General features: G+C 64.8%; 20 protein-coding genes. 9 read left to right on the top strand and 11 right to left on the bottom strand.

Annotation, left to right across the window (positions count from 1 at the left end):
• Window positions 1-6: 6 nt before the first annotated feature.
• From G3572_RS01645 to murI, 4 genes are all read right to left on the bottom strand, one after another.
• Window positions 7-504 (bottom strand): 3TM-type holin, encoded by a 498-nt coding sequence (locus G3572_RS01645; RefSeq protein ID WP_164608934.1) that lies wholly within the window; start codon window positions 502-504, stop codon window positions 7-9.
• Window positions 495-1,106, bottom strand: coding sequence for a holin-associated N-acetylmuramidase (locus G3572_RS01640; RefSeq protein ID WP_164608933.1), 612 nt, complete (start codon window positions 1,104-1,106; stop codon window positions 495-497). Before G3572_RS01640 ends, G3572_RS01645 begins: the two co-directional genes overlap by 10 nt.
• An 82-nt stretch (window positions 1,107-1,188) precedes the next feature.
• The gene (ccmE, locus tag G3572_RS01635) at window positions 1,189-1,632 is read right to left on the bottom strand and encodes a cytochrome c maturation protein CcmE (RefSeq protein ID WP_164609888.1); all 444 of its coding nucleotides are present in this window, start codon (window positions 1,630-1,632) and stop codon (window positions 1,189-1,191) included.
• Between the two features lie 116 nt (window positions 1,633-1,748).
• Window positions 1,749-2,561, bottom strand: a complete 813-nt coding sequence (murI, locus tag G3572_RS01630) for a glutamate racemase (RefSeq protein WP_164608932.1) — start codon at window positions 2,559-2,561, stop codon at window positions 1,749-1,751.
• Window positions 2,562-2,951: 390 nt separating this feature from the next.
• On the opposite strand from murI, the gene G3572_RS01625 reads away from it, so the two are divergent.
• The 5 genes from G3572_RS01625 (at window position 2,952) to grxD (ending at window position 7,728) form a co-directional block, all read left to right on the top strand.
• Window positions 2,952-3,848: a LysR family transcriptional regulator gene (locus G3572_RS01625; RefSeq protein ID WP_164608931.1), complete on the top strand. Its 897-nt coding sequence runs from the start codon at window positions 2,952-2,954 to the stop codon at window positions 3,846-3,848.
• 465 nt (window positions 3,849-4,313) lie between these two features.
• The gene (locus G3572_RS01620; RefSeq protein WP_164608930.1) at window positions 4,314-4,757 is read left to right on the top strand and encodes a hypothetical protein; all 444 of its coding nucleotides are present in this window, start codon (window positions 4,314-4,316) and stop codon (window positions 4,755-4,757) included.
• Window positions 4,758-4,866: 109 nt separating this feature from the next.
• Window positions 4,867-7,029 (top strand): phosphoribosylformylglycinamidine synthase subunit PurL, encoded by a 2,163-nt coding sequence (gene purL, locus G3572_RS01615; protein WP_164608929.1) that lies wholly within the window; start codon window positions 4,867-4,869, stop codon window positions 7,027-7,029.
• 83 nt (window positions 7,030-7,112) lie between these two features.
• Window positions 7,113-7,349: a BolA/IbaG family iron-sulfur metabolism protein gene (locus G3572_RS01610; RefSeq protein WP_164608928.1), complete on the top strand. Its 237-nt coding sequence runs from the start codon at window positions 7,113-7,115 to the stop codon at window positions 7,347-7,349.
• A gap of 16 nt (window positions 7,350-7,365) precedes the next feature.
• On the top strand, window positions 7,366-7,728 hold the full coding sequence (gene grxD, locus G3572_RS01605) for a Grx4 family monothiol glutaredoxin (protein WP_164608927.1): 363 nt from the start codon (window positions 7,366-7,368) through the stop codon (window positions 7,726-7,728).
• A 58-nt stretch (window positions 7,729-7,786) separates the two neighbouring features.
• Here grxD and G3572_RS01600 read toward each other — a convergent pair whose 3' ends face one another.
• The 3 genes from G3572_RS01600 to G3572_RS01590 are packed head-to-tail and all read right to left on the bottom strand — an operon-like array spanning window position 7,787 to window position 9,031.
• Window positions 7,787-8,131: an MliC family protein gene (locus G3572_RS01600; protein ID WP_164608926.1), complete on the bottom strand. Its 345-nt coding sequence runs from the start codon at window positions 8,129-8,131 to the stop codon at window positions 7,787-7,789.
• Window positions 8,131-8,505 (bottom strand): cell division protein ZapA, encoded by a 375-nt coding sequence (locus G3572_RS01595; RefSeq protein ID WP_164608925.1) that lies wholly within the window; start codon window positions 8,503-8,505, stop codon window positions 8,131-8,133. Before G3572_RS01595 ends, G3572_RS01600 begins: the two co-directional genes overlap by 1 nt.
• A complete protein-coding gene (locus G3572_RS01590) occupies window positions 8,498-9,031 on the bottom strand; it encodes a hypothetical protein (protein WP_164608924.1) in 534 nt (177 codons plus the stop codon). Before G3572_RS01590 ends, G3572_RS01595 begins: the two co-directional genes overlap by 8 nt.
• A 210-nt stretch (window positions 9,032-9,241) precedes the next feature.
• On the opposite strand from G3572_RS01590, the gene tkt reads away from it, so the two are divergent.
• Both tkt and G3572_RS01580 read left to right on the top strand, forming a co-directional pair.
• Window positions 9,242-11,257 (top strand): transketolase, encoded by a 2,016-nt coding sequence (tkt, locus tag G3572_RS01585; protein ID WP_164608923.1) that lies wholly within the window; start codon window positions 9,242-9,244, stop codon window positions 11,255-11,257.
• 517 nt (window positions 11,258-11,774) lie between these two features.
• Window positions 11,775-12,113: a TfoX/Sxy family protein gene (locus tag G3572_RS01580; protein WP_164608922.1), complete on the top strand. Its 339-nt coding sequence runs from the start codon at window positions 11,775-11,777 to the stop codon at window positions 12,111-12,113.
• A 15-nt stretch (window positions 12,114-12,128) separates the two neighbouring features.
• On the opposite strand, the gene ndk is transcribed toward G3572_RS01580, so the two are convergent.
• The 4 genes from ndk to G3572_RS01560 form a co-directional block, all read right to left on the bottom strand.
• Window positions 12,129-12,551 (bottom strand): nucleoside-diphosphate kinase, encoded by a 423-nt coding sequence (ndk, locus tag G3572_RS01575; protein ID WP_164608921.1) that lies wholly within the window; start codon window positions 12,549-12,551, stop codon window positions 12,129-12,131.
• A gap of 98 nt (window positions 12,552-12,649) precedes the next feature.
• Entirely contained in the window at window positions 12,650-14,110 is a 1,461-nt protein-coding gene (der, locus tag G3572_RS01570) for a ribosome biogenesis GTPase Der (RefSeq protein WP_164608920.1), read from the bottom strand.
• Window positions 14,111-14,163: 53 nt separating this feature from the next.
• Entirely contained in the window at window positions 14,164-15,495 is a 1,332-nt protein-coding gene (locus G3572_RS01565) for an outer membrane protein assembly factor BamB family protein (protein WP_240335373.1), read from the bottom strand.
• A 59-nt stretch (window positions 15,496-15,554) separates the two neighbouring features.
• On the bottom strand, window positions 15,555-16,214 hold the full coding sequence (locus G3572_RS01560) for a hypothetical protein (RefSeq protein WP_164608919.1): 660 nt from the start codon (window positions 16,212-16,214) through the stop codon (window positions 15,555-15,557).
• Window positions 16,215-16,415: 201 nt separating this feature from the next.
• On the opposite strand from G3572_RS01560, the gene G3572_RS01555 reads away from it, so the two are divergent.
• Complete coding sequence (locus G3572_RS01555; protein WP_164608918.1) at window positions 16,416-17,564, top strand: efflux RND transporter periplasmic adaptor subunit; 1,149 nt, start codon at window positions 16,416-16,418, stop codon at window positions 17,562-17,564.
• Window positions 17,561-21,073 (top strand): efflux RND transporter permease subunit, encoded by a 3,513-nt coding sequence (locus tag G3572_RS01550; RefSeq protein ID WP_164608917.1) that lies wholly within the window; start codon window positions 17,561-17,563, stop codon window positions 21,071-21,073. The genes G3572_RS01555 and G3572_RS01550 overlap by 4 nt, the downstream gene beginning before the upstream one ends.
• Window positions 21,074-21,096: the final 23 nt, after the last annotated feature.

Below are 21,096 nucleotides of genomic sequence, written 5' to 3'. Positions count from 1 at the left end.
TCAAGTTCAGCCGTTGCCGCGCCAGTCCTCCAAGGCCGGATTGGCCCCGTCCGACAGGTCATCCCCCGCTTTCGGGGCGGCGCTTGCGGTCGCGGACGGCGCGGCGGGCGGTGTTCTGTTGCGCAGGTGATGCGCCTCGCGCGCGCCGAAATAGGCGGTAATCACCGCCCCGAGCAGCCACCACAGCGCCTCGGGCATGGCATCAAGCCCCTCCATCCGCCGCGCAAAACCCGCAGGGTCCAGCAGGGCATAGAGCACCAGCGCCTGCGCGCCAAAGGCCATGAAGGGGCGCGGCAAGCGGTTGAGGGCATCGATCAGCCGGTCATATCCCGATCCGGGACGCGCGGGCGGCAGCGCGCCCGGTTCGGGCACCGGCAGGTTCTGCACCGCATCCGCCAGACCACGCGCCAGATCGGGCGCGATCGAGCGCGCGATCTCGCGGCTTACGCCCCCCAGGGCCGGAACCGCGCCCCGCCCCAGACCCAAACCCGAAATCAGCCCCATTTTGCGACCCTTTCCCGATGTTGCGCTGCGGTCAGATGATAGCGCGGCGCGATGAATTCCTCGGCGCGGGTGATCCACCCGCCCTTGCCGCCATCGACCCGCCGCGCGAACTTGCGGCTTTGCGGGCGGGCATCTGCCAGACGGTAGTAATAATTGCGCCGCGCAATCCCGTAGGCATCCGCCAGATGCCGGGGCGCCGCTTCATAGGCCAGCTGCGCCGAGCGGATTGTCTGCGGGCCGATCTTGCCATCGGCGGTGCAGGGAAACCCCATATCGGTGACCAGCCGCTGCAGGATCTTCACAGCATTGGATCCGGCATTCACATACATATCAAACACCGAGGCCTGCAAAACCTCGGGCAGCGCCGCGATGCCGGGGCGCTTGTGATAATGCTCCAGATAAATCTCCACCGCTTGCGCACGGCTCAGGCTCCGGACATCGGCCACATCGGTCCGCCCGTCCCCGTTCACATCAAGCCCCAGCCTGCGCAGGGTGCCAAGGGTGACACCATGCCGGGTGGCCCCGCCCGGATCGTCAGGATCGTTCACAAAACCGCCCTCGCGGGCGACAATCTCTTCGGCCAGTCGTCTTACGCTTGTCATTGGCTTTCCCCGGAGTTCCGACACTCCCCCGAGGCAAACCTGCCGCTTCTGGATTAACGGCGCAGAAAGACGGCGCGCGCCCTTAGCTGCCGGAGTCCTGATAAACGCCCTGCGCCTTCAGCGCATCGACGACTTCGGCGGGCATATAGGTTTCGTCATGCTTGGCCAGAATCTCGGTGGCGACAAATGTATCGCCCACCATAGACCCCGTGCCGACCATGCCCTGCCCTTCCGAAAACAGATCAGGCAAAATCCCGGTATAGCGCACCGGAATGGTCTGGTTGGTATCGGTCACGCGAAAGCTGATGGTCTCGCTCTGGCCACGGATGATGCTGCCTTCCTCGACAAGACCGCCGATCCGGAACACCTCTCCCTCGCGCGGAGGGTCCTCGACCACCTGCGTCGGACTGCGGAAGAAGTTGATCCCGTCCTTCATCGCATAGCCGATCATTGCCGTGGATACAGCCAAAGCCGCAAAGGCCAGCAAGATGATCTGCACCCGCCGCTGCTTCTTCAGCCCCTTCATCCCCGACATGCGCACCTCTCTTGTCAAATGTGACCCTGATGTGGGGCGAAACCCTGCCCTTGTCGAGTGTTGTGATGCCGCAATGCGCAGATGTGATTGATCAGGATCAATCGCGGTCAGGCCGCCTCGAAAACAATGCGCCGCCGCAGGAATTGCGTGGCCTTGGAAGACACCGTCTTCGGATCGCCGGTCGTCAGGAATTTCGACCCGGTGCCGCTGCCCAGCATCTCGGGCCGCCGCCTCAGATAGTCGGCCAAGGATTCGGCCACCAGATTGGCCTGACTGAACACCTTGACCCCCGGCCCGAGCGCCTCCTGGAATGCCCCCTCCATCAGCGGGTAATGCGTGCAGCCCAGCACCGCCGCTTCGGGGTGGGGCATCCGGCGCTTGAGCGCCTCGACATGGCTGCGCACCAGCGCTTCGGCCAAAATCTCGTCCCCCTGCTCGATCGCATCGACCACCCCGCCGCAAGGCTGCGCCTCGACGTCGACGCCGATCGCCCGAAAGGCCAGTTCCCGCTGGAAGGCGCGGCTCGCAACCGTGGCCGGCGTGGCGAACAGGGCGACGTGCTTGACCGCCACCTCGCGCGGGGGGGAATTGTCGCCCCATTGCCGCTCGGTCAGCGCCTCGATCATCGGAACGAACACCCCAAGCACCCGCTTGTCCGCAGGCAGCCATGTTTCCTGCATCCGCTTGAGCGCGGCGGCAGAGGCGGTGTTGCAAGCCAGAATGACCAGATCGCAGCCCTCGTCCCACAACCGCTCTACCGCGGCGCAGGTCAGGTTGAAGATGTCTTCATGCGTCCGCACCCCGTAAGGCGCATGGGCATTGTCCCCCAGATAAACCAGAGGCAGGTCCGGCAACCGCCGCGTGATCGCGTCCAGCACCGTCAGCCCGCCAATCCCGCTGTCAAAAACCCCAACCGCCATTGCCTGCCCCCGCTCTGCGCCTGTTGCGGGGCCTTGGCCCGGTCAGCGCGTTTTGTATGTCGCCTCGCATTCGTGGCGCGGATCATAAGGCCGCAACGGGCAGGGTGAAAGATCGTATGTGGCGCGGCGCAGAAATTCCCGCCCGCCCCTCTCCACGGCGGCAGCGCCTGAAAGGCCAATCCCTTCGGGCGCCGCAGTCCCCGCAAACGCCCCCGCCGCATCATGGCAAAACGCCGAACGGCAAAGCTTGCCTGCGCGGTCACCCGCCCACGCGAAACAAAGGGCCGATTTTGTCACAGATTAACGGGCGCAGCGGCATTTACATACGAATGATTCTCCCCACATGAGGCGGACCGTGCTAGCGTCTGGCTTTCTTTAAAGGGTCTAAAAATGGATTGGGACAAACTGCGCATCTTTCATGCGGTTGCCGACAAAGGCAGCCTGACGCATGCCGGTGACGTGCTGCATCTGTCGCAATCCGCCGTCAGCCGCCAGATCAGGGCGCTGGAGGAAAGCCTGTCGGTCACCCTGTTCCACCGCCATGCGCGCGGGCTGATCCTTACAGAACAAGGCGAGCTTTTGTTTGACGCCACGCAGGCGATGGTCAAACGGCTGGAGGCGACCGCCGCCCGCATCCGCGATTCCGAGGACGAGGTATTCGGCGAATTGCGCGTCACCACCACCACGGGGTTCGGCACGCTCTGGCTCGCGCCGCGTCTGGCGAACCTTTACAAGAAATACCCCAGCCTCAAGATCGACCTGATGCTGGAAGAACGTGTCCTCGATCTGCCCATGCGTGAGGCGGATGTCGCCATCCGCATGAAAGAACCAAGCCAGGCCGACCTGATCCGCAAGCGGCTGATGAACATCAAGATGCGGCTCTATGCGTCTCCGGAATACCTGGCCGAGAATGGCACACCCACCTCGATGGATGATTTCACCCAGCACCGCCTGATCGCACAGCACGCGGGCGTGCCGCAGGTGGCGGCGGGCGCGTCACTGGTGCAGGAACTCATGGCGCATGATATTCCGTCCACCCTGACGGTGAACAACTACTTCGGGGTGCTTCAGGCCGTGCTGAACCATCTGGGGATCGGCGTCCTGCCCGATTACATCACCGAAGACTTCCCCCATCTTGTGCGCGTCCTGCCGGAAACCGAAAGCGCAGAGGTGCCGGTGTTCCTCGCTTATCCCGAAGAGCTGCGCCATTCAAAGCGCGTCGCGGCCTTCCGCGAATTCGTGACGGATGAGATTTTCGCCTATCGCAAACGCCAGCAAGTCGACTGACCTGCCGACGCGCCAACAGTAGCCATGCGCCCAGCACATAGCGGCCATGCTGCATTAGCAGCATGTTCAGCCTTGCTCCGAATCAAGCGCATGCCTAAATCCACCCATGAAGCGGGTGGTCGAGTGTTCACTCTCACACGCTTCATACCTCCCTGTTGGACTTGGGCCGAGCTTTATGCTCGGCCTTTTTTTATTTTCCGCGCAATTGCCGCCGCTTTGCCCAGACAATCCGCGCAGCGCCCGCGTTCTCAGCACAATAAGAACCGCAGGGGGCGAGCCGCGAAAAGGTTCCGCACCCGCTGCCGCCCTCGCAACAATCCGCCTGCCTGACTCGGCCCCGCAGGCGGATTTCCTCCGCTTTCGTGCGCCGCGCCGAAGTCGGATCGCAAAGAGGCAACCCGGCCGCCCCTCGGGTGTTCTTTCCGCATGGCTTCTGGCCACGAAACCAAAAGCGAGGACTTTTAGATGACCAAACTTAAAACCCTCTTTGTCAGCACCGCCTTGGGTGCCTTCATCGCCTTTCCGGCTCTGGCGCAGGTAACCAGCGACACCACCGATATCACCGCGCAGGTGGGCATCACCGCCGTGGCGGATGGCACCAGCACCGTCGGAACCGCCGCCGGACATTCCATCACCCCCGTTTCCGAAGCCTATGTCGGCAACGCGGTGCTGTCCTCGGATGGGCAGCGCCTTGGCACGATCTCCAGCGCGGCCACACAGGCCGATGGCACCACGATCATTCTGGTCGATCTCGACCAAGAGGTCGGCGCGATGGCCGACAACTTTCAGGTGATGCTGGCCGCCGGTCAGGAAGCGCAGGGCGATGTCCTGCTGATCTGGTCCAAGGCCGAAATCCTCGCCGCGCTCAACGCGCAACTTGACGCCGAAGGCGGCTCTTCCACCAACTAACGCCTCTGCGACAGGCCCCGGCTTCCCCGTGCCGGGGCCTATGCCCCCTTCCCCTTGCGCCTGCTTTCGCCTAAAGCGCAGCAACGAGGCCGCATCGGGGAATCCAGACATGACCGAACCTGCAATCACGCCCGAGTTGATCGCAAAGCACGGGATCAAACCCGACGAATATGCCCGGATCCTTGAGATCATCGGCCGCGAGCCAAACTTCACCGAACTTGGCATCTTCTCGGCGATGTGGAACGAGCATTGTTCCTACAAATCGTCCAAGAAATGGCTGCGCACCCTGCCCACGACCGGCCCGCAAGTGATCTGCGGCCCCGGCGAAAATGCGGGGGTGGTCGATATCGGCGATGGTCAGGCGGTCATCTTCAAGATGGAAAGCCACAACCACCCCTCCTACATCGAACCCCATCAGGGCGCGGCCACCGGCGTTGGCGGCATCCTGCGCGATGTGTTCACAATGGGCGCCCGCCCGATTGCCGCGATGAACGCGCTGTCCTTCGGCCTTCCCTCGCATCCCAAAACCGCTCATCTGGTCAAGGGCGTGGTCGAAGGCATCGGCAGCTACGGCAATGCCTTCGGCGTGCCGACCGTCGGCGGCGAGGTCCGGTTTCACAAATCCTATAACGGCAACTGCCTTGTGAACGCCTTTGCGGCAGGTCTGGCCGATGCCGACAAGATTTTCTACTCGGTCGCCTCGGGCGTCGGCATGCCGGTGGTTTATCTCGGAGCCAAAACAGGCCGTGATGGCGTCGGCGGGGCCACGATGGCTTCGGCCGAGTTTGACGACACGATCGAAGAAAAACGCCCCACCGTGCAGGTCGGCGATCCCTTCACCGAAAAACGCCTGCTGGAAGCCTGCCTCGAACTGATGGCCTCCGGCGCGGTCATCTCCATTCAGGATATGGGCGCGGCTGGCCTCACCTGCTCAGCGGTGGAAATGGGCGACAAGGGCGGCTTGGGCATCAAGCTGCAGCTCGCCGATGTGCCGCAGCGTGAAACCGGCATGACCGCCTATGAAATGATGCTCTCGGAAAGCCAGGAGCGGATGCTGATGGTGCTCAAGCCAGAGCTTGAGGATGTGGCGCGGGCGATCTTCGTCAAATGGGATCTCGATTTCGCCATCGTAGGCGAAACCATTCCCGAAGACCGCTTCCTCATCCTGCATGGCAACGACATCAAGGCCGATCTGCCCCTGTCGAAGCTCTCGTCGACCGCCCCCGAATATGACCGCCCTTGGGTGGAAACGCCCGCCGCCGCGCCCTTGGCCGAGGTTCCGGCGATTGCGCCGCTCCATGGCCTGCGCGCGCTGATCTCCAGCCCCAGCTACGCCCACAAAGCATGGGTCTGGGAGCAATATGACAGTCAGGTCGGCGCAGATACGCTGGTCACCCCCGGCCTGCCTGCGGGCGTCGTGCGGGTGCATGGCACCGGCAAGGCGCTGGCCTTCACCTCGGATGTGACGCCGCGCTACGTCAAGGCCAACCCGTTCGAGGGCGGCAAGCAGGCCGTGGCCGAAGCCTATCGCAATCTTACGGCGATGGGCGCAACCCCGCTTGCCACCACCGACAACCTGAACTTCGGCAACCCGGAAAAACCCGAGATCATGGGCCAACTTGTCGGCGCGATCAAAGGCATCGGGGCCGCTGTGGCCGCGCTGGATATGCCCATCGTCTCGGGCAACGTCTCGCTCTACAACGAAACCGACGGCTCCGGCATCCTGCCCACCCCAACCATCGGTGCGGTCGGCCTCTTGCCGACAATGGATCACCTGATCCACGGCAAGGCGCAGGCGGGCGATCTGGCGGTGCTGATCGGCAGCACCGGCGCGCACCTTGGCCAATCTGCGCTTCTGGCCGAGGCCTTCGGGATCGAGGCAGGCGATGCCCCCGCAGTCGACCTTGTCGCCGAAAAGCGCCACGGCGATTTCATCCGCGCGCAGGCCAAGACCTTCCGCTGCTGCACCGACCTTTCCGATGGCGGGCTGGCGCTGGCCGCCTTTGAAATGGCCGAAGCCTCGGGCATCGGTATCGATCTGGAAACCGGCGATATTGCCGCGCTCTTCGGGGAAGATCAGGCGCGCTATCTGGTGGCGATCGATCCGCATATGCTGCACGGGCTCAAGGGCGCGGGCCATGCGGCGGGGGTGCCCGTCACCGTGGTCGGGCGCTTTGGAGGCGACAGCGTCAGCCTGGGCGGGCAGTCAGCCCCCTTGGCCGACCTGAGCGCCACCTACAGAACCGCCTTCGAAGCCACGCTTGGCCTTTGAGGCGGCGGATATTCTGCCAAAGCTTTCTTGCAGCCACCGCTGTGGCAGCCTAGATTTGTCCCAAGACACGACAGGAGCCGCCTATGCCCATCGACGCACGCGATATCGAAGCCCTGATCCGCGCCAGCTTTCCGCAGGCCAAAATCACGGTGCAGGGCGATGATGGTCAGCATTTCGCCGCCGAAGTGGTGGATGAATCGTTTCGCGGCATGAACCGCGTGCAGCAGCAGCGCGCGGTCTATGCCGCCCTCAAAGGCAAGATGGACGGGGCGCATGGCGAATTGCACGCCCTGGCGTTGACCACCCGCGCCCCGGAATAACCAAAGGAACACGCAGATGAGTGCTCAAGACCAGATCAAGGATACTGTCGAAAAGAACGACGTGGTGCTGTTCATGAAGGGCACCAAGATGATGCCGCAATGCGGTTTCTCCAGCCGCGTCGCGGGCGTTCTAAATTACATGGGCGTCGAGTTTGCCGATGTGAACGTTCTTGCCGATGCCGAAATCCGCCAAGGCATCAAGGATTACTCCGATTGGCCCACCATTCCGCAGCTCTATGTGAAGGGCGAATTCATCGGCGGATGTGATATCGTCACCGAGATGACCCTGTCGGGCGAACTCGACGCCCTGTTCGAAGCCAAGGGCGTCGCCTTTGACAAGGACGCCGCGAACAAGATCCGCGAAGCCAACGCTTCCTGAGACTCTGCTTCAAAGACGCGCCACAAACCCTTGAAAAGCCCGCGTAACCTCGCGGGCTTTACATTTCCCGGGTGCAGGTCAGCAGAACCGTTTCGGCTCCGGCTTCGCGCCACAGGATCGTGGTCTGATCGCCCTTGGTCCACAGCACATAGCTTGCCCCGCCCGACGGCCAGGCATAGCGCGCGCCCGAGGCTGCCGGCTCCTGATACAAAAGGAACTGCCCGCCATCGATCTGCATCACTGCCACCGCATCTTCCGGCCCCGTGACAAAAGTGACCGGCACCACCACATCACGGTCGCAGGTCAGGCGGATGTTGTTCACCTCGAGAGGCGCAGCCCAGACCTGCGCGCCTGCGGCAACGCCAGCCACCACGGCCAGCACGGGCGCGATGCGCCGCCGCATCACGCCTGCGCCTTTTCTTCGATGCGGTCGGCCAAGGCCTCGGCCCGCGCGGCGATTTCCGCCATCGTCTCGAAGACCTGCGGCGGGATCACCGGCACTTCCACCTTTTCAGGCGGCGGCACGGCGCGCGCCTCAAGGGCTGCGACCCGTTCCTTCAACTGGCGGTTTTCATCTTCCACCGCTGCCGTCTTGTCGGCCAGCATCAGCCCCGACATCAGCAGCATCCGCGCTTCGGGCAAACGGCCCATTTGCTGCACCAAGGGCTCTGCCTCGGCGTTCAGCATGGCCGCCGCCGCGCGAAGGAAATGTTCTTCTCCGGCCTGACAGGCGACCTGAAAATCGCGCCCGCCGATGGTGACAGTTACATCAGGCATCCTGCGCCACCTCTTGTTTCGGACCCGCCAACGGGTCAAGCGCCGCGATCAACTCTTCCAGTTCGGCCGCCTCGGCCGAGCGCAGGGCGCGCAGCGCCTCCAACTCGGTCAGCATCGCCTTGTTGATCAGATGCGGCTCCACCCTGCCTTCGGCCTGTGCCTCGCCCATCAGGCGCAACTGCTCGCGCAAGCCCACCACGGTCTTCTTCAGGCGCTGCATTTCCAGCCCCTGCACATCCAGAAGCCGCGTCAGCCGATCCACCTCGGCCTCGAGTGCCTGCACCTTTCCGTCATCCGTGCCCCGCTGGGCGCGCAGGCGTTCCTGTAACTGCGCGCTGCGCCCGCGCTCGTCATCCAGCGCTTCGTTCAGCCGCGCGATCTCGGCCTCGGCCACGCCATCGGCCAGCGTTGCAACCGGCGCGCCCTGCTCCGCTGCGGCCTGTGCCGCCGACAGGCTTTCCACCCCGGTTCCAATCCGCATCAGCGCCGCCGTGATCCGGCGCTCCAGTTCGGCAATGTTGTCCATGCCCCCTCTTTCCCGGCTGTCCCGGCGTTTTACTCTGCCCTCATCTTACCAATGCGAATCGAAAAAGGACAGGTCAACCCTGATCTTATCCCAAAGCAGGGGGGAGGAACGCCCCATATCGTCCACAGAGGGCCCGCTGTGCTTGATCTTGCCGTCTGGGGTGGTAAGGAACCCTCAACCCGCATTGATCCAAGTATGAGGAGCCCGGCCTTGGACATCCAGACCCTGCGCGAACGCCACCCCGATCATTGGATGCGCGCCACCGCCATCCGTGCCCTGACGCTGGATGCTGTCGCCGCCGCCAATTCCGGTCACTCCGGCATGCCGATGGGCATGGCCGATGTGGCCACCGTGCTGTTCGCCAATCATCTGAAGTTCGATGCCTCGGCCCCGCGCTGGCCCGACCGTGACCGTTTCATCCTCTCGGCGGGTCATGGCTCGATGCTGCTTTACAGCCTGATGTATCTGACCGGCTATGCCGACATGACGCTGGAGCAGGTGAAGAACTTCCGCCAATGGGGGGCGATCACCGCAGGCCATCCGGAATATGGCCATGTCTCGGCAGCGGAAACCACCACCGGCCCGCTGGGTCAGGGCATATCCAACGCCGTGGGCTTTGCGATGGCCGAAGAATCCCTGCGCGCCCGTTGGGGAGCCAAGGTTCAGGACCATTACACCTATGTCATCGCGGGCGATGGCTGCCTGATGGAAGGTGTCTCGCAAGAAGCCATCGGTCTGGCCGGAAAGCTCCAGCTTTCGCGCCTGATCGTGCTTTGGGATGACAACGGCATCACCATCGACGGCAAGGTGTCTCTCTCCGACGTCACCGACCAGTCGGCGCGCTTTGCCGCCTCAGGCTGGGATGTCTTCTCGTGCGACGGGCATGATCCCGAGGACATCGACCGCGCCATCACCGCCGCCAAGGCCAGCCCGCGCCCCGCGATGATCGCCTGCAAGACCCACATCGCCATCGGCCATGCGGCGCAAGACACTTCCAAGGGCCACGGCGCGCTGACCGACAAGGCGCAACTGCAAGCCGCCAAGGATGGCTACGGCTGGCCCGGCGGCCCGTTCGAAGTGCCTGCCGATGTGAAAAGCTGGTGGGAAGGCGTCGGCGCGAAGGGTCAGACCGCCCGCGCCGACTGGGAAACCCGTCTGGCCGCGCTGTCGCCCGCCAAACAGGCCGAGTTCAAGCGCATTTTCGCCGGTGATGCGCCTGCCAAGCTGACCGCCACCATCCGCGGCGTGAAGAAGCAGGCCGTGGAAGACCTGCCGAAACTCGCGACCCGTGCGGCCTCGGAAAAGGTGCTCGCCGCCGTCAATCCGGTGATGCAGGAAACCATCGGCGGCTCTGCCGATCTTACCGGGTCGAATAACACCAAGACCGCCGATCTGGGCGTCTTCTCGGCCGAGGATCGCAAGGGCCGCTACGTCTATTACGGCATCCGCGAGCATGGCATGGCTGCCGCGATGAACGGTCTGGCCCTGCATGGCGGCGTGCGTGCCTATGGCGGCACCTTCATGTGCTTTACCGATTACGCCCGCCCCTCGATGCGCCTTTCGGCGTTGATGGGCGTGCCCGTGGTCTATGTGATGACGCATGACTCCATCGGGCTGGGCGAAGACGGGCCGACCCACCAGCCGGTGGAACATCTGGCCATCAGCCGCGCGACGCCCAACACCTATGTGATCCGCCCCGCCGATCTGGTGGAAACCGCCGAAGCCTGGGAGGTCGCGCTGACCACCAAGACCACACCCACGGTGCTGGCGCTGTCGCGGCAGAACCTGCCTGCGGTGCGCAAGACGCATACGAACCAGAACCTCGTCTCCAAGGGCGCCTATGTTCTGGCCGAGGCCACGGGCAAGCGTCAGGTCATCCTGATGGCGACCGGCTCCGAGGTGGAAATCGCGCTGAAGGCTCGCGATCTGCTGGAAGCCGAAGGGATCGGCACCCGTGTGGTCTCGATGCCCTGCCTTGAACTCTTTGCCGAACAGGATGCCGCCTATCGCCGCAAGGTGCTGCCCCCCGGTGCCGTCCGTGTGGCGATCGAGGCCGGTGTGCGCTTTGGCTGGGACGCATGGCTGCTGGGCGAAGGCGGCAAGCGCGACAAGGCCGATTTCGTGGGGATGCAGGGCTTTGGCGCCTCTGCCCCGGCAGAGCGGCTCTATGCCGAATTCGGGATCACGGCCGAAGCTGCTGCGGCAAAGGCCAAGGCGCTTCTGTAAATCCATCCGCACCTTACAGACCAAGGGCCCGCGCCGATGCGCGGGCCTTTTGCATGAGGGGCGGCAAGCCGCGGGGCGGTGATTGGCAACAGGCACGCGGCTCTGGCTGTCCCACGGCCCCGCGCAAGGCCGCTAGCGCATCATGCGGCAGGTTTTTGCCATGCGCGGCCCGGAATTCGACAACGTGATCGCTTCGCCTGTTGCGGGTTTTACACAGGCAGCATAAATGCGTCGCTGCATTGTCATGTTTTCGTCTTGCTGCGGCCTCAAGCCGTGCCAATGCTGGAAACACGGCAGGCATATGGTCAGATGGAGCAGAAAATGACCCCGCAGCAGAATTCCACGCCCCAACAAGGCGGCCAACAGCAGCAAGGCGGCAGCAAGCCCGCACCGCAGCAGCAGGGTGGCACGCCGGTTTTCAAGGATTGGGCGTCGATCTGAAGAACAGATAAAGAACAGACTTGCACAAGACGGGGTCGGCGGTCACGCTGGCCCCGTTCTGATTCCACGGTGCGCCATGTCTGATCCCGTTTCCTCCATCCCCAACCTTGGCCCCGCATCGGAAGCGGCCTTTGCCCGCGCTGGCATCCACACGGCGGCAGAATTGCGGGCGCTTGGCGCGGATGAGGCCTACCGCCGCCTGCTTATGTCCGGAACGCCGCCGCATTTCATCGGCTATTACGTTCTGGTGATGGGCCTGCAAGGCCGTCCGTGGAACGACTGCAAGGGCGACGAAAAGGCCGCGCTGCGCACCCGTTTTGATGCGATCAAATCCGCCATGCTGGGCACAAAGGAAAAGGGCCGCTCCGATCTGGAGGCGGCCCTTCAGTTTTTCGGTGTGGTGGAACGGCGCTAGCCGCCCCGCCCGGCCTTAGCCGACCAGTTCGAGGCCAGAGAAGAAGAACGCGATCTCGCGCGCAGCCGACTCGGCGCTGTCGGACCCGTGAACCGAGTTTTCGCCCTTGGACAGCGCGAAATCCTTGCGCACGGTGCCGTCAGCGGCTTGGGCCGGATCGGTGGCACCCATCACTTCGCGGTTCTTGGCAATCGCGCCTTCGCCTTCCAGCACCTGCACGACCACCGGCTCGGATGCCATGAATTCGCACAGTTCGCCGTAGAAGCCGCGCTCCTTGTGCTCGGCATAGAACTCACCGGCCTGGGCGGCGGTCAGGTGGATGCGCTTGGAGGCGACGACGCGCAGGCCGGCTTCTTCAAACTTGGCAACGATCTTGCCGGTCAGATTGCGCTTGGTCGCGTCGGGCTTGATGATGGAAAGCGTGCGTTCGATGGCCATTTCGGCGTCTCCTGTAATGGGTCAAGGCCCTGCCTTGCACCCGTGAATTTCGGCGCGTCCCTAACATGGGGCGCGGATGATGAAAAGCCCGCGACCGGCTACTTCTTGTCCATATGCTTGCGCAAACGGCTGGGCGTATGGAACTTGCGATCCTTGAACGGATTTTCATTCGCCTGACTGCGGAAGAACAGGCGGATCGGCGTGCCGGGCATGTCAAAGTGGTCGCGCAAGCCGTTGACGAGATAGCGCTTGTAGCTTTCGGCCAGCTCGTCGGGGCGCGAGCACTTGATCACGAACCCCGGCGGGCGCGTCTTCACCTGCGTCATGTAACGCAGCTTGATCCGGTGGCCGCCCGGTGCCGGTGGCGGGTGCGCCTCGGTCATCGCGCTCAGCCAGGTGTTCAGCCGGTTGGTGGTGATGCGCTTGTTCCAGGTGTCATGCGCGCGGCGGATCGCATCATGCAGGCGGTCCAGACCGCGGCCGGTCTTGGCCGAAACCGTGACCAGCGGCGCGCCGCGCAACTGTGGCAACAGGCGGTCGAACATCTCTTTCAGTTCGGCCAGCTTGTCCTGCTTGTCCTCTTCCAGATCCCATTTGTTCACCGCGATCACCACGGCGCGACCTTCGGATTCCGCATAATCTGCGATCCGCAAGTCTTGGGACTCAAACGGAATATCGACATCCAGCAGCACGACGACCACTTCGGCAAAGCGCACGGCGCGCAAACCGTCGGCAACCGACAATTTCTCAAGCTTTTCCGTGACTTTCGCGCGCTTCCTCATGCCGGCGGTGTCGAAGATCCGCACCGGCGTGCCCTGCCATTCCGACCGCACGGAAATGGCGTCGCGGGTGATCCCGGCTTCCGGCCCGGTCAGCAGACGATCTTCGCCGATGATCTTGTTGATCAGCGTCGATTTTCCGGCATTCGGGCGCCCGATCACCGCAATCTGGAGCGGCTTTTTCGCCGTGGGGCGATGCGCGAATTCATCCGCCTCCACCTCGGCGTCTTCTTCCGAGATATCCACGTCGGTCAGGGGGGTGTTCTCCGCCTCCCGCTCGGCAAACTCGCCTTCCAGGGGCTTGAGAAGGCGATACAGGTCATCCATCCCCTCGCCATGCTCGGCCGACAAGCGCAGCGGCTCCCCCAGACCCAGCGACCACGCCTCCAGCGCGCCTTCCTCTCCGGCGCGGCCCTCGGCCTTGTTCACGCCAAGGATCACCCGCGCCGCCTTCTTGCGCAGGATATCGGCAAACACTTCATCCGACGGGTTCACGCCGGCGCGCCCGTCGATCAGGAACAGGCAGATATCGGCCATGTCGACCGCGCGTTCGGTCAGCCGCCGCATGCGGCCCTGAAGGCTGTCATCGGTCACTTCTTCCAGACCGGCGGTATCAATCACCGTGAAGCGCAGATCGAACAGCTTGGCGTCGCCTTCGCGCAGATCGCGGGTCACGCCGGGCTGGTCATCGACCAAGGCCAGTTTGCGCCCCACAAGGCGGTTGAAAAGCGTCGACTTGCCCACATTGGGGCGGCCCACGATGGCGAGGGTAAAGCTCATGTCTTATACAGGTCCGGTATCATTCAAGCCGAACCCCATACAGGGCTTTGGCCTTAACGGAAAGCGTGAAGTTGCCCGTTGGTGCCGACCACATACAAAGCCCCGCCCGCAAGCGCAGGGGCTGACGCCGCACCGCCCGGGATCTGTGCCGTGCCGACTAGCGCGCCATTGGCCGGATCGAACAACCGCAGCAGCCCGTCTCCCGAGGCGACCACAATGCGCCCGCCCGCCAGAACCGGACCGTAATGCGCGGTGATCGCCTTGTGCCGACGGGGCCGCTCGTTCTCGAAATAGGGCATCTCGGCCATCCAGATCACATCGCCGCTGGACGCATCCATCCGCACGAGACGCGCTTCGTCATTGACGACAAAAACCGACCCGCCCACCACCAACGGCGGATTCATCGCGCCCTCTACCGCTGTCCACCGGCGCTCGCCCGTTCCGGCGTCAATCGCGGCGGTGCGGCCTGCGGCGGTGCCCGCGTAAATGGTGCTGCCGACGACGACAGGATCACCCGTCACATCCGTCAGCCCCGCATACCCGCGCCCCGGACGCTGTCCCGTCACCGGAGCGCCCCAGACACGCACGCCGTTCAGCCGCAGGGCCGAAACAAGCTCGCCGCTGGGGAAGGGGAAAATCACCGTGCGGTCAGTCACCGCAGGCGCAGCCGAGCCAGCCACCGCCAGCGCATTTGGCAGACCCGGAACCGTCCACTGCACCTTGCCGCTGCGCGCATCCACCGCCCAGCCAGCGCCATCGCGCGTCGCCACATAGACGCTGCCGCCATCATAGGCCGGCGCGCCCGAAACCGGGCTGGCGAGCCGTTGCCGCCACGCCACCGCGCCTGTGCTGGCCTGTAGCGCCACCAACTCGCCATAGCCGGTCGCCACAAAGACCATGCCACCGCCAAGCGCGACGCCGCCACCCGAAACATCGCCGCCACGGTCAAAGGGGGCGGCAAGTTCGGTCTGCCAGAGGGTTGCGCCATTGGTGCCGGTCGCGACCACACGCGCGCGGCTGTCCATCGTGATGATGCGCCCGTCCGCCACCACGGGTGCGGCGGAAAGCCGGTTCATCCGGCTCGACCCTGCGCCGATATTGGCGCTCCACACGCGCTGCGGCGCGGCTGACAAACGCCCGTGCACAGAGGCATGGCGGGCAGAGCCGCCGCGATGCGTCCAATCGGCATTGGCAACTGGGGCGGGCAGCGAAATCGCCACGCTCTGGTTCACCGGCTGCGATGGCGGGGCCACGGGCGCAGGCTGTCCCGGCACGGGCAGCGAGGCATCCAGATCGGCGCGCACGGGGAAACGCTCCCCCGACAGCACCAGTTCACGCTCGCAAGCAGAGAGCAGCATGACAGCGGCAATGGCCGACAGTCCCAAACAGCGCTTCCGTGTCACCATCCGCTCCACTCCCCCGGACCCGAGCCAGCAGCGCCGGATCAACCCGCATCACCCGCCGGGGCAACATCGCCCCCCAGCGCCATAATCATCTGTCCTGCACGGCCACGCAAGCCCGCGGGGGCCTGTTGGTCCTGCGTCAGCGACCGCAGCGCGGCAATCGCCTCTTCGGTCCGGCCTTCCTCGACCAAGAGATAGGCCAGCTGCTCCAGCGCGAGCGGCCGGAACGGACGTCCCGGCGCCGCTACCGGATCAAGCAGCGCGCGGCGGTCGACCACAGGCATCTCGGCGCCCAGAAGGATCACCCGGCGCAGAACCGCCAGATCACGATAACTTTGCGGCTGCGCGCCATCTGCCGCCAGTTGTTCAAGCGCCGCCAGACTGCCCGCGCGGTCTTCCGCCGGGTCCGAGGCGAGCAAGAGCGCCAGCACCGCCTGCTGCGCGCCCGAGGCAGGGGCAGCCGCCAAGGCAGCCCGCCGCTCTTCCGCGCCGCCCAGATCGAGCGCGTCCAGAACCGCATCGCCAAAGGCTTGCGCCTGCGCCGCATTGCGCGCCTTGGACCATTCGGTCCAACCGGTGCCGGCAACGACACCCACGACGATCAGCGCGGGAATCCAGCCGTATTTGCGGAAATAGGCATAAAGCCGGTCCCGACGGACCTCTTCGGTGACTTCCTGGATGAAACTTTCGGGATTGCTCACGTCACTCTGGCTTTCTTCAGGCGCTGTCGGCTGCGGCCATGCCGGGATCATCCCGACCAGACCGAACCCTTTGGCCCTGTCTTACACGCAAGCACAAGGGCTTGCCAAGCCCTGCCCCCGCCCGCGCTGCGCGCGCATCTTGCCGCGACGCGGCACAAGCCTTAGATTAGGCACAGCCGGAGCGGCTCGAAAAAGGTGGTCATGCGTATCCTTCCTCCCCTCACCGCCTTGGCCGTGGCTGCGACGCTCTATGTCGCCGTCTTTGAACGCGACAGGCTGATGGCCACCACCGCCGCCGAAACTGGCGCGCAACCCGCTGCGGCCCCTGCCGGCGCGCCCCCTTCGCCCTCTGTCGCCGCCGATGGTGCCATTTCCGTCGTCGGGCTCGCCTCTCGCGCATCGCTGGTGCAAAATGCCGTGATCGCGCGGGGCCGCACCGAGGCGGCACGTCAGGTCGAAGTGCGGGCGGAAACCGGCGGCCTCGTGCGCTCCGAACCGTTGCGGCGCGGGGCCTTTGTGACTGCGGGCCAGACGCTTTGCACCCTTGATCCCGGCACGCGCCCCCAGCAGGAGGCCGAGGCCGAGGCCCGCGTGATCGAGGCGCAGGCGCGCTTGCGCGAGGCCGAGATCAACGCCGAGGCCGCGACCCGCCTGCAAGAGGGCGGCTTTGCCTCCGAAACCCGCCGCATCGGCACCGAGGCCGCGCTGGAATCGGCCCGCGCCGGGGTGCAATCCGCCCGCTCGGCGCTCGAGGCGATCCGCATCGACATCGCCCGTCTGACCGTCACGGCCCCGTTCGAAGGGTTGCTGGAAACCGATACCGCCGAACTGGGCAGCCTTGTGCAGCCGGGCGGGGCATGCGCGACCGTGATCCAGCTTGATCCGATCAAGCTGGTGGGCTTTGTCCCCGAGGCCGATGTTGACCGCATCGCAGTGGGCGCGGTTGCGGGGGCGCGGCTGATTTCGGGGCGCGAGGTGCAGGGTCGCGTGACGTTCCTCTCCCGCTCGGCCGATCCCGCCACCCGCACCTTCCGGGTCGAGGTGACGGTGCCGAACCCCGACCTTGCGATCCGCGACGGGCAGACGGCGGAAATGCTGATCGGGGCCGATGGCGTGATGGCGCATCTTCTGCCCGGCTCCAGCCTGACCCTCGACAATGCCGGCGTGCTCGGGGTGCGGCTTGCCGTCGACGGACAGGCCAGCTTTGCCCCCGTCACCGTCCTGCGCGACACGGTCGAGGGCGTGCTCGTCACCGGCCTTCCCGATGAGGCGACCGTCATCACCGTCGGTCAGGAATTCGTGACCGATGGCAGCCCCGTCACCGTCACCTTGCGTCAGGTCGCGCCATGACCGGCCTCATCGACTGGGCCGCGGCCCGTGCCCGCATGGTGGTGGCCTTCATCCTGCTCTCGGCGGCCGCAGGCGTGCTGGCCTATGTCAGCCTGCCCAAAGAGGGCGAGCCCGATATCGACATCCCCGCCCTGTTTGTCTCGGTCCCCTTCCCCGGCATTTCCGCCGCCGACTCCGAAACCTTGCTGGTCAAGGTGATGGAACAGGAACTGTCCGGCCTTGACGGGCTCAAGCGCATATCGGGCACCGCGGCCGAGGGCTATGGCGGCGTCGCGCTGGAATTCGAATTCGGCTGGGACAAGACCAAGATCATCGCCGACGTGCGCGACCGGATGAACACCGCCGAGGCGAAGTTTCCCGCAGGGGCCGACAAATATTCGGTCAACGAGATCAACTTCAGCGAATTTCCCATTCTTGTCATCGCCCTGTCTGGCGATGTGCCGGAACGCACGCTCTTGCGCGCCGCGAAAGACCTGCAATCGAAGATTGCCGCGCTGGAGCCGGTGCTCAAGGCGGAACTGGCGGGCCACCGGGACGAGATGCTCGAGGTGCTGATCGACCCTCTGAAGCTCGAGGCTTACAACGTCACCGCCGCCGAACTGATCACCGTGGTCACCCGCAACAACCAGCTGATCGCTGCCGGAGAGGTGGAAACCCCCGACGGGGCCTTCGCCGTCAAGATCCCCTCCAGCTTCAACAGCCCGGCGCAGGTTTACGGCCTCCCCGTCAAGGTCAACGGCGACCGCGCCATCACCCTCGGTGATCTGGCGCAGATCAACCTCACCTTCGAAGACCCGACCGGCACCGCCCGCTACAACGGAGAGCCGACCGTCGCCATTCAGGTCGTGAAGCGCAAAGGCTTCAACCTGATCGACACCTCGCGTCTGGTGCAGGATGTGGTGGCCGCCGAGGTCGCGGCCTGGCCGGAGCCGCTGCGCCGCTCTGTCTCGGTGGCAGCCTCGCTCGACCAGTCCACCAATGTCGAAGGCATGGTGCGCCAGCTTGAAGGAGCGGTGCTGACCGCGATTGCGCTGGTCATGGTGGTGGTGCTGGCGGCACTCGGCACCCGTTCGGCCCTGCTGGTGGGCTTTTCGATCCCCACCACCTTCCTGCTGACCTTCGCCTTTTTTGCCGTGCTCGGCATCTCGGTGTCCAACATCGTGATGTTCGGCCTGATCCTCGCGGTGGGGATGCTGGTCGACGGCGGCATCGTGGTGGTGGAATATGCCGACAAGCGCATTCAGGACGGCTCCGGCCCGATGGCCGCCTATACCGAAGCCGCCAAGCGCATGTTCTGGCCCATCGTCAGTTCCACTGCCACCACGCTCTGCGCCTTTCTGCCCATGCTGTTCTGGCCGGGTGTGGCCGGCGAATTCATGGGCATGCTGCCCGTCACCCTCATCTTCGTGCTCTCGGCGTCGCTGCTGGTCGCGCTGATCTATGTGCCGGTGGTCGGCGGCGTCGCCGGCCGCATCACCCGTCGGCTTGAGGCCATCGCCGCCCTGCTGCGCCCGCGCCCGCTCTGGCTGCGGCTGGTGCTGGTCCTTGTGGCGCTGGGACTCCTGTTCACCGGTGTCGCGCTCATGCTCGCCCCGCGCGGCAGCGGCGCCACCGCGCTTTTGCCGGGGGTGGCCTTGGCAATGCTTGGGGGCTTTGCCGCCTCCATCACGATCGAGGCGGCAAAACCCGTCCGCCGCGCCCCCATCGTTGCAGGCTACCGCCGCAGCCCGTTCGGCCATGTGATTCGCTTCCTGACCGGCAACCCGATCATGCCTCTGGTCACCATCGCGGCAGTGATCGGCTTTGTCGCAGTGGTCTTCGGCCTCTATTCGCAGCATGGCAAAGGCGTCGAATTCTTTGTCGCCACCGAACCCGAACAGGCCATCGTCTATGTGCAGGCGCGCGGCAACCTGTCGCTGGCCGAAAAGGACGCGCTGCTGCGGCAGGCAGAAGCCTTGGTTGTCGGCACGCCGGGGGTGAAATCCACCTTCTCTTTCGCCGGAGCGGGCGGGCTCAACGCCAATACCGGCGGCGCGCAGGCCCCGCTCGACAGCATCGGCCAGATCCAGCTGGAACTCGCCCCTTGGGAAGAGCGCAGCCATGACCCCGCCCTGGGCGGCGACCGCATCATCGCCGATCTGACCGCGCGGCTGCAAAGCCTGCCCGGCATCCGTATCGAGGTGCTGGCAGGCTCCTCCGGCCCGGCGTCTGGCAAACCCTTGCACCTGCGCCTGTCGGGCGATGATTTTGGCGCCCTTGGCGATGCGGTGGAAATCGTGCGCGCCCAGATGGCGACGATGGACGGCATCATCGGCGTCGAAGATACCCGCCCCCTGCCCGGCATTGACTGGGAAATCACCGTCGATGTCGCCCGCGCAGGCCGCTTCGGGGCCGATGTGGCCACCGTGGGCGGCATGGTGCAACTGGTAACGCGCGGGGTGCTCCTTGATACCATGCGCGTCGACTCTTCGGATGAGGAAATCGAAATCCGCGTCCGTCTGCCCGAGGCCGACCGCGTGCTGTCCACGCTCGACTCGCTCAAGGTGCGCACCAATGATGGCCTTGTGCCGCTGTCAAATTTCATCACCCGCCAGCCGGTCGCCAAACTGGGCCGGATCGAGCGGGTGGACGAATCCCGCGTCTATAGCGTCAAGGCCGATGTCGCCCCCGGCCTGACCCGCCCCGATGGCGTGCCGATCAACGCGACCGAGCGGATCGAGACGCTGAACGCATGGCTTGCCACCAACCCGCTGCCGCAAGGTGTCAGCTGGACATGGACAGGCGATCAGGAAGACCAGGCCGAGGCCGGGGCCTTTCTGGGCAAGGCCTTCGCTGGGGCGCTTGGGCTGATGTTCATCATCCTGCTGGCGCAGTTCAACTCTGTCTACAATGCGGTTCTGGTGCTTCTGGCCGTGGTCCTCTCCACCACAGGGGTGCTGATCGGCATGATGGTCATGGGCCAGACCTTCAGCATCATCATGACCGGCACCGGCATCGTCGCGCTCGCGGGCATCGTGGTGAACAACAACATCATCCTGATCGACACTTATCAGGAGTTCAGCCGCTACATGCCCAAGCTCGAGGCGATCACCCGCACCGCCGAACAGCGCCTGCGCCCCGTTCTGCTGACCACCATCACCACGATGGCGGGCCTTGCGCCGATGATGTTCGGCCTCTCGGTCGATTTCTTCGGCGGCGGCTATTCGCTTAACAGCCCCTCGGCGCTGTGGTGGATCCAGCTGGCAACGGCGGTGGTCTTCGGGCTTGGCGTCGCCACGATGTTGACGCTGGTGCTGACACCCTCGCTGCTGGCGCTGCGGGTCTGGTTCTGGGCGGGGGCCTATCGCGGCTGGGCGCAGCTTTCGGCGCTCGCCCACGGCAAGGGCAGCCTCGAGGCCCGCGATCTGGCGCTCACCCGCGCGGCCCGCGCGGTCAAGGGGCCGACGATCCTGTGGGATGAACCATCAGAACCCCAAACGCCCCATCCGCTCCGCAGCGCCGCCGAATAGCGCGCTCGCCGCAAAGGCGCAGA

This window comes from Pseudotabrizicola algicola, from assembly GCF_010915705.1.
GTDB classification, from domain to species: Bacteria; Pseudomonadota; Alphaproteobacteria; order Rhodobacterales; family Rhodobacteraceae; genus Pseudotabrizicola; species Pseudotabrizicola algicola.
This window is presented reverse-complemented; position numbering and strand designations above follow the sequence as displayed.